This window comes from Thiomicrorhabdus sp. (assembly GCF_041583835.1).
Taxonomy (GTDB): Bacteria; Pseudomonadota; Gammaproteobacteria; order Thiomicrospirales; family Thiomicrospiraceae; genus Thiomicrorhabdus.
In genome coordinates, this window is sequence record NZ_JBFHFC010000036.1 from 1 (window position 1) to 12784 (window position 12784).

9 protein-coding genes are annotated in these 12784 nt (G+C 49.4%); 6 read left to right on the top strand and 3 right to left on the bottom strand.

The genetic code is table 11. The annotated features are described in order from the left end of the window. Window positions 1-990 (top strand): putative bifunctional diguanylate cyclase/phosphodiesterase (locus ABY044_RS11900; protein ID WP_373020933.1); only part of this gene is annotated, 990 nt, incomplete at its 5' end. A gap of 132 nt (window positions 991-1122) precedes the next feature. On the opposite strand, the gene ABY044_RS11905 is transcribed toward ABY044_RS11900, so the two are convergent. From ABY044_RS11905 to ABY044_RS11915, 3 genes are all read right to left on the bottom strand, one after another. Next, a complete protein-coding gene (locus ABY044_RS11905) occupies window positions 1123-4719 on the bottom strand; it encodes a UvrD-helicase domain-containing protein (protein WP_373020934.1) in 3597 nt (1198 codons plus the stop codon). Then, complete coding sequence (locus tag ABY044_RS11910; protein WP_373020935.1) at window positions 4716-7466, bottom strand: PD-(D/E)XK nuclease family protein; 2751 nt, start codon at window positions 7464-7466, stop codon at window positions 4716-4718. Before ABY044_RS11910 ends, ABY044_RS11905 begins: the two co-directional genes overlap by 4 nt. Window positions 7467-7541: 75 nt before the next feature. Continuing rightward, window positions 7542-8351: a M48 family metallopeptidase gene (locus tag ABY044_RS11915; RefSeq protein ID WP_373020937.1), complete on the bottom strand. Its 810-nt coding sequence runs from the start codon at window positions 8349-8351 to the stop codon at window positions 7542-7544. A 246-nt stretch (window positions 8352-8597) separates the two neighbouring features. On the opposite strand from ABY044_RS11915, the gene ABY044_RS11920 reads away from it, so the two are divergent. The 5 genes from ABY044_RS11920 to ABY044_RS11940 all read left to right on the top strand — a co-directional run. Beyond that, window positions 8598-9500 (top strand): RluA family pseudouridine synthase, encoded by a 903-nt coding sequence (locus ABY044_RS11920; RefSeq protein WP_373020939.1) that lies wholly within the window; start codon window positions 8598-8600, stop codon window positions 9498-9500. A gap of 3 nt (window positions 9501-9503) precedes the next feature. Next, window positions 9504-9947 carry an HIRAN domain-containing protein gene (locus ABY044_RS11925; RefSeq protein ID WP_373020941.1) on the top strand — a complete coding sequence of 148 codons (444 nt, stop codon included), beginning with the start codon at window positions 9504-9506 and terminating at the stop codon, window positions 9945-9947. A 63-nt stretch (window positions 9948-10010) separates the two neighbouring features. Further along, on the top strand, window positions 10011-10898 hold the full coding sequence (locus tag ABY044_RS11930; RefSeq protein WP_373020943.1) for a 3'-5' exonuclease: 888 nt from the start codon (window positions 10011-10013) through the stop codon (window positions 10896-10898). A 125-nt stretch (window positions 10899-11023) separates the two neighbouring features. Next, window positions 11024-11911 carry a hypothetical protein gene (locus tag ABY044_RS11935; RefSeq protein ID WP_373020945.1) on the top strand — a complete coding sequence of 296 codons (888 nt, stop codon included), beginning with the start codon at window positions 11024-11026 and terminating at the stop codon, window positions 11909-11911. A gap of 43 nt (window positions 11912-11954) precedes the next feature. Next, window positions 11955-12784: hypothetical protein (locus ABY044_RS11940; protein ID WP_373020947.1), on the top strand; the 830-nt coding region annotated here is incomplete at its 3' end.

Below are 12784 nucleotides of genomic sequence, written 5' to 3' on the forward strand. Positions count from 1 at the left end.
CCCCCTTTCAGCATAGAAGAACAGAACCATCACACCAGCCCGAGTATCGGTGTGGAAATCATCCACTGCAAACACAACCACTCGGATGAAGTGTTAATGCATGCCGATCTGGCGATGTATCAAGCCAAAAAACACGGTCGTAACACGGTGCGTTTCTTCGACCCGCAAATGCAAATTAACGTCGAGCAACTTGCCAGTCTGCAAAACGACCTGCGGGATGCAATCGATGACGAACAATTTGAACTTTACTACCAGCCGCAAGTCAGCCAACATTCGGAAATTATTTACGCCGAGGCTTTAATCCGTTGGAATCACCCTCAAAAAGGCTTTATCTCTCCGGCAGAATTCATTCCGATGGCAGAGGAATCCGGCTTGATTATTCCGATCGGGGACTGGGTGATCAAAAACGCTTGTGAAACCTTGGTTAAATGGCGTTCCGACGAAGTGCTACGCCATATCAAACTGGCCGTTAACGTCAGTGCCAAGCAGTTCGCCGAAAACGAATTTGTCGACAAGGTTAAACACACCCTGACACAAACCGGCGCGAACCCTAACCATTTGAAGTTGGAACTGACCGAATCGGTGGTCGTCAAAGACATCGAGAAAACCATTCTGACCATGAACGCCTTGCGCGACATCGGCGTACGTTTCTCCATGGACGATTTCGGAACCGGCCACTCGTCGCTGTCCAACTTAAAACGTCTGCCGTTGTCTCAGCTTAAAATCGATCAATCTTTCATTCGCGACCTGCCGGACGATACCGACGATGCGATCATCGTTAAAACCATCATCGCCATGTCCAACACCTTAAAACTGGAAGTCATCGCGGAAGGGGTCGAAACTTACGAACAGAAAGAGTTCCTCAATCAAAACCAATGCTATGTCTACCAAGGCTACCTATTCAGCCGCCCTGTTCCTCTGAGCGAGTTTGAGACATTGGTAAAGAATACGTCGCAAATCAATGCGATTGAATTGGATATAGACTTCTAAGCCCTTCGAAATCGAGCGAATCAGGACGGATAACGATCCGTCCTTTTAAATCAGCGAACGCCAAACCAAATCAGTGAACTGAATTTTTGATTTGGATTTAAAACAAAACCCGTTTAATTAAATTCAATTCGACTAGTTCAATTCAATCCAGCGATCCAGATAACTGAAATACAGCACCCACTTCTGCGGTCTTGATTGGGAACCGGACGTCTCCGCATCCAACACATCGAATAAAGCGCCGTAACGTGCCAGCTGAGGTTGATAGTGCGCCACCTGCTTTTCGATAAAGGCTTCGACCTTATCAGCGCCTCCCTCGAAGAAACTGGTTTTGTAATCGACGATCCAGCGCGTTCCCGCCTCGTCCACGAAAGTACGGTCAACGATATGATTCGCCACCGCAACCTCTTCCAACGAGGTCAGAGGATATTCGGTTTGAGAATCCCGATGATCCCCCTGTAACGCCCAACGGACCTTTTCGTTGGCCAAAGCATGACTCAATGACACCATCACCCGTCGATGCGCCTCCTGCAACAACGCGCCTTGCAGACCTTCCTGCTTGAGCCATTGCAGATAAAAATCGCTTCTGTTTTCCAGTTCGGCTTGCGACCATTGACGAACATCGTCCTGTGCCATCAATTCAAACACCGCATGCACCAGATTACCGACCGTGGTATTCAACAAAGCCTGATCGCTGCCCACCTCGCTAAAACGCTCAGCCGTACTTTCTTCCAACTCGGAAACCATTTCGGCAACGCTCGCGTCCGGCGGCACTGCCGCACCGCTTTCGGCTTTGAACGGTTGAAAATCCAACTGCGCCAGCAAAGTATTGCGTTCCAACGGTAAACGACTGACTTTAGGCAGAATCGGTTCGATCTCCAATAACGCTTCGGCTTCGTCAAAAGCCGCCGCCAGTTGCTCGAATTCAGCGCCGATGCAACACCATAACGGCTCGAGCAAACTGCCTTTTACCGGAGCAATCACCTTATCGGCCTTTTCGGAAATCTGATACGACAAAGAACCGTACAAATGCAATTGCATCTTGGCACGCGTCGCCGCGACGTACAGCAATCTCGCCAGCTCGTAATCGGCTTTTTCCTGTTCGAAGCGTTTCAACAGGCCTGCCAAAAGCGAATCGCCTTGACCGCGTTGATCCAACGGTGCAATCACCAACCACTCGCGCATCGCATCCGAGGAATCGGCAACCGGCCCTAAAAACTGCAACCAGGAAACCAGTTCCTTGTCGTTGGCGCGCGGTTTGCGCCCCAAGCCCGGTAAAATCACGGTATCGAATTCCAACCCTTTGGATTTGTGCATGGTCATCAATTCAATCTGCTGACTCTGAGGCGACGCATCCGGACTGGCATAAAGGGTTTCAATCAGGTCGTCGAGTTTCTGAGCGTTCAACTCCTCACTGTCGACCAGAGCCAACGTCTGCCAGAAAACCTCGACATTATCCAACGCCGTCGCGTTTTCGACGGTTTGAGCCCCATCCAGCTGCAACCAACATTCGCGCACCACCACCGAAAACGGCAGACTTCCCAATCGTCTTATCACTTCCTGCAACACAGGTAGAACCGTTTGCAAACGCTGTTGTCCAATCTCGCTGAGCGAACTGTCCGACCAACGTTCCGCTTGAATCAAATCCCAAACCGGACGGTAAAAATCATCGCCTAACAGCGCGTGCAAATCGTTTAACGATAAACCGACCAACGGCGAACGCAACAACGCAATCCACGCAGGCCGATCCGCCAGATGCAATAAAGCGCGGCTCAACGCCAAACAATCCTGAATCTCCTGTCTGGCCTGTAACGACTCCAATTCCACCGCCCTGAAACCGATCTCCTGCTGTTTCAACAGGCTCGCAATCATCATCAGACTGGAACGCGTGCGTCCCAACAACGCAATCTTCTTTTCGGGCTGATCCTGCAAATCCGTCAATCGCTGCCTGATAAGCTGAACCACTTCAACCGCTTCGCTCTGCGCCGACTGATTCAACGTCCAGTGCGTGTAAACAGCGGGATCGTTACATTCGGAAAACGCCTCCGCTTCGCTGTAACGTACCGCCCCGGTTTCGATATTATCTTGCTTCGGAAACACCTTCTTGAAAGTGCCGTTCACCCATTCGACCACGGACTGACTCGAACGGAAGTTCACCACCAGATTCAACGGTCTCAGACTGACTTCACCGATCTTGCCCTTCCAGGCCTTAAGAAAGTTTCCGACTTCCGCCTCACGGAAACGGTAGATCGACTGCATCGGGTCACCGACGATAAACATCGTCCGGCCGTCACCTTCCTGCCAGCCCGATACCAACTTGCTGATCAAAGCATACTGCTCGCTACTGGTATCCTGAAATTCGTCCACCAACAGGTGATTAATCTGATAATCCAATTGCTGCGCCAACTCGGTCGGTTCCAATTCGGTGCCCAGAGCCTGACTCGCCGCCTGCGCCACTTCAATGAAATCGGCCTGTCCCTGCGAACGGAACACCACTTTCAGATAACCTGCCGCCATGGTCAACAATTGAATCAACCACTGTAAATTGTCCCACTGCTCCTGAGTGTACTGCGGATCGGGCAATCCCTTAAGCACCACCAGACTTTGCAGAATCTGCTGCGACTGCGGCGCTTCGCGCAACCCGGCCAATACGTTCAGGAATCGATCTTTATTGTCTTTGGCTTCGCCTTTTCCGGCCGGAAAACCGTTATTTTTGGTCACCGACTTGCGAACGCTCTTATTGTCTTTAGTCAGCAGCCAGTCGGCGAGAATCCGCCATTTTTCGAAGTCTTCGATCTCGCCTCTCAAATTCCAACCGCACAAAGGCTGTAACCCTTCCTGCTCGTTCTGCACCGCAAAATCGGCAATTTCGCAGGCTTCGGACAACAATGGCATCACCGCTTTCAAGTGCGCCAACTGCGTTTCCAGCTCCTGCTCGACAATCAGACTTAACGCATATTCCAACGCTTCCCGCGCATTTTCGCCCTGCATCGACAATAAACTGCCCATCCACTGATCGCGTTTTTTGAGCATGTTCACCAACAGCGCTTCGGCACGGTTATAACGGCCGTTCACCAAACGCAGCAGACTCGCCATCGCTTCGTTGCAATTCGGATCTTTCAGCGCCAAACGCGCGGCTTCCAAATAATGCGGATCGGCCTTCTGAGACACCTGAGGCTGCGCCCCCATCTTGGACAGTAACGGCATCTGCCCGACCAGAAAGCCGTTCATGCCGTCAATGGTCTTGATTCTCAGACGATTCGGATTCTCCAAAAGCGACCAGGCCTGTTCGGAATCGCGCTGCAATGCTTTACGCGCCAGTTTCCAGGTATTGATTTCATATAGAGAGGCGTCGTCGGACAAACTTGTGTGCAAACCAAGTTTCAATGCACCGATGATACGTTCGCGCATCTCGGCGGCGGCTTTTTTGGTGAACGTCATGGCGACGATCTTTTCAGGCTGGTCGACCTGCGACAACAACGCCAGAAAACGTTGGGTCAGCAAAGCGGTCTTACCGGAACCCGCGGGAGCCTGAACGATGAATGAAGCAAACGGATTGATGGCTTCGAAACGAGCACCGCCATCGGTTAATTTCTCGTCCGGCTGCAAACCGAACAGAGTTTGTAAACTTGGTGGGGTCGCCGGTGTCATAACGCTTTCGACCTGAGGCTCGGCATCACCAAACAAGTCCGCTTGCATGGCGGCGTACTCTTCGTAATCCGAACGGCTCATTCGAACTCCTCCGCACTGATTCCGGCTTGCGCCAACTGCATCTCCACTTCCGGCAATCTCAACGCCAACAGACTCGCGGCATAGGCCACATCCACCGGTTTATCGAAACGCATGTCCGCCACGCCCTGTTGAATCAAATGCGCCAAATCCAATACCTCCTGTCGCAGACTGTCTAAAAAGTCCGGCCACTGCACCTCGTAAAAATCACTGCCCTCTTTCTCGGCCATTTTCGCAAACACCTTCACCGAACGCCCGCCACTCAACACCTCGTCCTCGGCCGCCAGTGCATTCAGGCTCACGCCGTCGTCGGAATGCAGCAACGCATAACCGATTCCGGCCACCGCTTCGTCCATGGTATGCAGATACACCGCCAACTGCGGCGCCTTGATCGGGCTTTTCAACAAGTCGCCGACACTGGCTTTACCGGTTTTATAATCCAAAATCACTTTCTCGCCGTTGACCTGATCGATGCGGTCGATAATGACTTTAAACTCGATGCCTGCGAGTTGAATCAAGGTTTCGCGTTCGGTCTCCTCCACCGCAAACGACGGGCGCTGTTTTTCCACTTCCATCCATTGCAATAGCAATTCGAGAATACGTGCCTGTTCCAACGCCAGATAATGTTCGTCGAACGCGTTTTTCAGTTCGGCAAAACTGCTTTCGATCAAATCGGTCAAACGCTGTTGAATCTCTTCGTCGCTCAGCGTGAACAGATTGGCTTGGGTTTTGGTCTCTTGCCAGAAATGTTCCAGAACCTCGTGAATCAAGGTTCCCTGATTGGTACTTTGCAGTCCGTCTTCAACCTCTTGTAGATTGTTGCGTGCGCCCAAACGGAAATCCATGAACGCCATCAATGGACATTTACTTTGCGCCTGCAAGATTCCGGTTCCGCCGGGCGCATGACTGCCCGCAGGAATTTCCGGACCGCGATTATCCAGCTCCCACACCAAGTCGCTGCGTTGAGTAAAGTTGACGCTCGCCAAGGTTTGATAATCGGCGCGCGCATAAGAGGATGCCTGTTCAAAAAGTTTCGACTCCAACAACGGACTGCTCAACAACTCGGCCTCGCCCAGATATTTGGCGTAACTCCACACCTGAACCGGTGCGGCGGCATACAGACGCTGCGTGACCTGTCGGGCGTACTCCAACTCGCGCTGAGCATCGCAACGCGGCAATTTATAAGTACGCTGCAACGGCACCGGCAGAAACGGATTCGGGTTCGGCATTCTCGGCCAGGCTTCGTCGGTCAAGCCCATGATCCAAAGTGCATCGAACTGCTGTCCGCCGGCCTCGAGCATCCCCATAATCTGAATCGGCTGCAAACCCCGGCTTTGCGACTGGTGCAAGGTTTCGCCGACATAACGGTTCAACACGGACAGCCATTCGCTCAAAGTCTGTTTACCCTGAGTCGCGGTCAAACTACGGAAGCGGCCGAGTACGTCTCCGAACGCCTGCTTCTGCTGATATTCGTCACTATTCAGTTCGCGATAACTCGCCCACCCCAACGTCTGCAAACACGCTTCCGCCAAATCGACGAATTCGACGACCGTAAGTGAACCGCCCGATTGGCTTTCGATCTGTTTTTGCCACTGTTGAAGTCGCTTTTTCAGCCCTTTCGGCAGTTTGTCGCCCGCTTCCGCCGCCAACAAGGTCGGCCATTTGAAACTGGTCCATTGCAGACGTCGTAAACCGGCATCGGACTGCTGTCTCTGCAAGGCGTTTTCAGCGGTATAAGGAGAAATCAACCACTCGCTCCACTCACTGTAAGCGCAAGTGCGTTTGGGCTGTAGAAACAATTTAAGGGATTGAAGTGCATTTTTGACCAACGGCACTTCGCGCAGGGAAACACCGAGAGACAGATTGTAGAGAGTGTGGGTTTTCGTGCTTTGTAGATGCAGCCATTGCTGTTTGGCCAATGCCAACTGTTCGTCCAAAGCACTGCTCAAGGCCGCTTTGTAGTCCGCCAGATTAGGCGCGATCACGCCGATTTTGACGCTATGAACCGGTTTAGTCTGTTGCAGATCGAGCCACTGTTGCACACACCAGCTCGCCACTTGTTGCACCTCGTCCAACGGGTCGCGCGCCGTATAGAGCGAAACTTGGGGAACGGCTTCCATCTCGGTGTCGGCCTGAACCGTTACCTGACTGCCGCGTTGTTCGACAATCGATTGCCAGCGTTTCATCAACGGCGTGATTTCGTCGAATCCGTGCAAGCGGAATGTTTGCGGCAAACGCCCTTTGCCGTCCGCCAACCACTGCAGACGTTTCTGTTGATGCAACACTTCGTCCTGCCAGCCGTGTTCGGCTAAAATCGCTTGATAACGTTGCACGCCGCTTTTGAACAGTTCGACCTCTTCGGAATGGAAATGCAGATCCAAGACCTCGTCACGCTGTTCGTCGGTCAACCATTCCATCCATAACGACCAGGCCTGGTGAAGTTGTTTGGCGGTACTCGACGGATTCAACAACGTCAAAGGCTGTCCCTGTTCGTCGGTACGCTGTTCGATTTCCTGCTCAAGCACCTGTTCCCAAACCAACTGTGCCTCGAATGCGGAAAGAATTTTGCCGGACAGGTCGCCCTGCGCCAATTCGCCGCGCAGCAGACAAGCCTGCTCCCATTGCAGCCACCATTGCCCCATCGTCATCACTTGCGGGGTCACGATCACCGTCTGCGTTTGGCGGGCAAGCGCCTGTTGTTTCAAGGTTTGGGTCAAACGGCTGTTGGCGGTGAGGTGAATCACGGACATAAAAATCCCAATATCTCTTCTATTGAAAATGTGGTGCTAACAAGTGGTTCAGCATAGCAAAACACCCAAGCGATCTTAACTTAAAAATTGAATCAATTGCCCGCCGTGCTGTTTTATCCAGCGTTTGGCCTGCGGTGTTTGCGGGTAATGACGTTCCACCAATTGCCAGAAGTCAGGCGAGTGATTAGCGTGAACCAGATGGCATAACTCATGCACGATCACATAATCCACCACCCAGCTCGGCGCCTGCATCAGCTTCCAATTGAACTGAATACGGCCGTCGGGGTAACAACTGCCCCAACGAGATTTATAGGTTTTGACGGTCACGCTTTTAGCCTGTACACCGATTTGCCGCGCGTAAATTTCCAGTTGCGGTTCAATGTAAGCATGGCTCTGTTCGATAAACCACTGTTGAATCGAAAGCTTGATCTTCGCCTGAACGGTTTCAGACTCCGGCTGCATTCCTTCCGAAAGACCGCCCACCCAAAAACAACCGTCCTGCAAACGACACGGCAGTGTCGATGGACGACGTCTACGGGATTTTGTTGGCTGATTTAACTCGCCTCGGTCGGCTAAAGCGTGTTCGCTAAACTGCAAACCGTAGGCTTCGCCGTGAAACAGCACCGTCTGGCCCGGCTGCGCCTTAAAACCGCCAAGCGGTCGGGATTGCAAAGTATTCACTTTACGGGCAATCCATTGGGAATGATGCTGTAAAAGTTTGTGCAGCGCACGTTCCGACAAATGACGCGGTACGTGCAGTTCAACGCCCTCGGCCGTGTGTTTCAGCGCAATCGATTTCTTACGCGCGGTTTTAACGATCGGCAGAGTATGCTCTCCGGCAGAGAAAGTGTTTGCAGTCGGTGTTTTCAGCAGTCTTTTTAACAAATCACAGTCTCGCGTATAACTAAAATCCAACGCTTGAAAACAGGCCGAAAGCCGAGCGCCGCTTGAAGGGATATTATAGATTTTCCAGACAAAATAAAACGCCTAATCCGCGCTTTTTAATGCATTTACACCATCGCCATTCTGAATACGATTATGGCTGCGTGTTCCTTTATCCGTTCAGGTGGCTTAGAATGCAAGCCATTCCTCCTTACAATGTGTACCGCAGCAAAACGACAGCAGGATCTTATGCCGACAGCCCAACATTTCAAACATCCGGTCACAACCGCGCAAAGTGCAATCGACGCACTGGCGGAATGCACAGGACTGTCCAAAGCGGAACTTAAAGCCTGTTTCAGCAAAGGCGCGGTGTGGCTGACGCAAGGCAAACAGAAACCTGCCAGACTGCGTCGCGTCAAAAAGAACCTGAATGTCGGCGACCTCATCGAACTCTATTACAATCCCGCCGTTTTGCAGGAGGATGCGACCGCTCCGACGTTAATGCTGGATCAACAGCAATACAGTATCTGGTTCAAACCGCGCGGCATGTTGTCGCAAGGTTCCAAATGGGGCGACCACACTGCACTCTACCGCTGGGTGGAAATGAACTATCGGGCGGAAAACGAAACCGCTCCGCGTCAGGCCTGGATCACGCACCGACTGGATCGCGCCACCGCCGGTTTGCAGATTCTGGCGCACACTAAAAAGCTGGCACAAACCCTGACACACCTATTTGAACAACATCAAATCCACAAACAGTATCAGGCGATCGTTCACGGCGAATTTCCTGCCGAAGTCCAAAGCTACCGTACGCCGATCGACGACAAACCGGCGACCACCCATGTGCAACGTCTGCAGTACGAACCCGACCGCAATATCTCGCAAGTTCGGGTCACCATCGAAAGCGGACGTAAACACCAGATCCGCAAACATCTTTCGCAGGCCGGTTTTCCGATTGTCGGCGACCGTTTATACGGTGACGAAAGCCTCGATGCAGCGTTGCGTATCGAGCAACGCCCCGACCTGCAACTGACCGCTTACCGTTTGCAATTCACCTGCCCGATCAACGGCGAGCCGATCGAAATCGAACTGTCCGACGAACAACTCGACTTGTTGCAATTGACGCACAACACAATACCAGAGCCGGGTTAGCCATTGCGCCGCCAGTACCGTTTTCCCATCAAAGGCAGCTATTACTATTCTGCCGACCAGGCCTTTCAACAAGGACTGTTGTTTGTGGGACAAACCCTGCAATTCAAACTGGAACCGGTCAATGCGCACGATTCTCACGCCATGCAAATCATGGTTAATCCGCAGCCGGAAGACGGTTACCTGCTTGGTTATCTGCCGCGTCAGCTTGCGCTATACTGGCAGCCAATATTGAAAGACAAATTACAAAACGCCCCCGACAACACTCGGCTGACACTCTGCAAATCAATCGCCAAAGGCAAGCTGCTGCGTCTGGAATGCGCATGTGAACTGGAACTTAACTGGCTGCAACACCTGCACTTTCTCTGGCTGTGTTTCTGGATTCGTCAAACCCATCGCCTCAAATTTTGGCGCCCGACTCGACAAAACCCACATTCGCACCCCGATTGATTTTTCGCTCTGTTAAAATCTTCGCATTACACTCTTTAAATTTAACTTTCCGTCGGGAACTTTATGAACTCAAACACCCTTAATCTGGAACAATGCGCCCAACAACTGCAACAGTCTGACGACTATCAAGTCTTGCGCAAACTGCAACCGCTCAACCAATTCAACGTGCCCAATCCGGCCGCGACCACACACAAGGTCTGCATCATCGATACCGAAACCACGGGCTTGGATACCGACGTTTGCGAGATCATCGAATTGGGTTACCAGATTGTCGAGTTCGATTCCGAAGGCCATTTTTACCGAGTGCTGTCGGCACAGAACTTCCTGAATGAACCCAAAGGCGAAATCACACCCGAAGTCACCCAAGTGACCGGGCTGACTATGGAAGACGTCAAAGGCCACAGCATTCCGTGGCAACAAATAGAACAGGAACTGGCGGACGTGCAACTGTGCGTGGCGCACAATGCCGGATTCGACCGCCCGGTGGTGGAGCGTTACAGCGAAACCTTCGTGAATAAAATCTGGGGTTGCTCGGTGATGCAAATCGACTGGTTGAATCTGGCCGATGTCGGTTCACGCAGTCAGGAATTTTTATGCTGGAAAATCGGTCAGTTCTTCTACGGCGCTCACCGCGCGCTGGACGACGTACAGGCTTTGACCCAACTGCTGTCGATGCCGATTTCCGATGCTCAGAAACCGGCATTCCACTTTTTATTGAAAGCGGTACGTGTCAGCAAATCGCTCATTAAAGCCACCGGCGCACCGTTCGATATCAAAGACGACCTGCGCAGCCGCGGATACCGCTGGAATGTCGGCGAACGCGTCTGGCAGAAAGTGATCGACGATTCCGACCTGCAAGACGAACTCGCCTGGCTGATCGACCACAACACCCCGAACCCGAACGTCACCAAACTCAAAGCAACCGACAGCTTCTCGGTGCGCGCGCGATAAGAGTTAAAAGATGATTCAAAACCTCGAAAACTGTGTAGTTCCGTATTCCAAGCTATAAATTAGCTTAAATATGGTATAACTAGATAATCTTAGGCCTGATTACCATACCAATTAAATTGAAAATTATGAGAAAAATTGGATTTAAAGCCCACGGGTTCATAATTTTTGACTTTGTACCCGAAAATGAACTACAAACAGGTATTCAACTTTATAATAATTTACGTGACTTTATCAATATAGAAAGTTCTGATCTTTTTTGCGAGAAATATAGATGCCAAAATAAAACAGACTTTTTACAAATCCTTAACAAACTTAAGCAAAGAGTCAAAGAAAAAAAAGAAATTCCATACATTCATATTGAAGGGCATTCAACAAAAAAAGAATTGAAGTTACTAGACAACTCAAGAATAGAATGGTCTGAAATTTTCGGCCACTTTCGTGAAATAAATATTTTAGCCCAAAATAACCTTTTTTTTTCTAGTGGTGCCTGTGAGGCGGCTCATTCATTCAAATCTTCCAGCATAAAAAAAGCATGCCCAATATTCGGTTTACTCGCACCTGAAAAGAAAGTATCCGCAGGTGAAGCTATAGATGGTTTTATTGAATTTTTTAGGAGTCTAATTTCAAGTGATTCCCTAAGTGATGCACTTAATAATTTTTCTAATTCAACTGATAGTCAAAAGTTCTCTTTAATTTTTTCATCAGAGATATTCAAAAGTGCGGCATGCAACTACATTAGAGAAAACTGTATGGGGCAAGGTCGTAACAAACGACTTGAACGATTGCTAACAGAAGCTAAAGAAAAAAAACCCGACGAACCAATACGAAAACTCAGAAAAGCACTTAAAAAAGAGCTTTATGGCCCGCAAGCTCTGCATCTAAAAAAATTACATGATACTTTCTTAATTATTGATATATTTCCTAATAACGCTCAACGATTTATTTTTCATGCAGTCAAATTCGAAAAAGCTGTAAGAGATGGAAATATCAAATGTTTACCACAAAAGAGCTAAATACTATTCTTTATAAATTACCCTTTGAGAATGTTGAATATTTATGGCAAGACAAGAAGTAGTATTACAAGTATTCGTAGCATCGCCAGGAGATGTCTTAGCAGAAAGAGAAATCCTGGAATCAATAATCCATGAGTTGAACAGGAGCTGGAGTAGAACTCTAAATTTACGTTTAGAATTAATTCGTTGGGAAACTGATGTTGTTCCGGGCTTCGGGAACTACCCCCAAGAAGTTATCAATAAACAAATTCGCAATAACTATGATGTATTTATTGGAATTTTTTGGGGACGAATAGGTACCGAAACTAAAAAAGCAGACTCAGGAACAATAGAAGAATTTGAAACCGCTTACTCTAAATTCAAAGATGATCCTGACTCTATTGAAATACTTATATACTTTAAAGATGCGCCATTATCGCCATCTAAAATAGATTCTTACCAACTATCTAAATTACAAGATTTTAAATCCCGACTTGGTGAACGTGGAGGATTATATTGGGAGTTCGATACTGAAAATGACTTTGAAAGCACTTTACGATCTCATTTGAGTGCTCTAGCCCAAAAATGGGCTCAAAAACTAAATACTGAAACATCCGTGTTATTTACAACCGAAAAGAAAGCCGATCTTATTGTCAACGAAGAAGAAAATGATGATGATTATGGCTTTTTAGATTACCTAGAGGCTTTTGAAACTTTAAATCTTGACATGTGCTCCGCTTTAGAACATATGTCTGAAGCAACACAGAATATAGGCCAAAATTTAGAAAAGCGAACAGCTGAAATGAATGAAATAGGGGAAGTTCATGATAAAGCAACTCTCTCTAAAGCCAAAAAAGTTCTAAAGCTATCATCAGAAGACCTAGAACGTTATGC

Coding starts and splice junctions, on each gene's coding strand:
- ABY044_RS11905 (WP_373020934.1), bottom strand. CDS start 4,719: ATGAGCCGTTCGGATTACGAAGAGTACGCCGCCATGCAAGCGGACTTG.
- ABY044_RS11910 (WP_373020935.1), bottom strand. CDS start 7,466: ATGTCCGTGATTCACCTCACCGCCAACAGCCGTTTGACCCAAACCTTG.
- ABY044_RS11920 (WP_373020939.1), top strand. CDS start 8,598: ATGCCGACAGCCCAACATTTCAAACATCCGGTCACAACCGCGCAAAGT.
- ABY044_RS11930 (WP_373020943.1), top strand. CDS start 10,011: ATGAACTCAAACACCCTTAATCTGGAACAATGCGCCCAACAACTGCAA.
- ABY044_RS11935 (WP_373020945.1), top strand. CDS start 11,024: ATGAGAAAAATTGGATTTAAAGCCCACGGGTTCATAATTTTTGACTTT.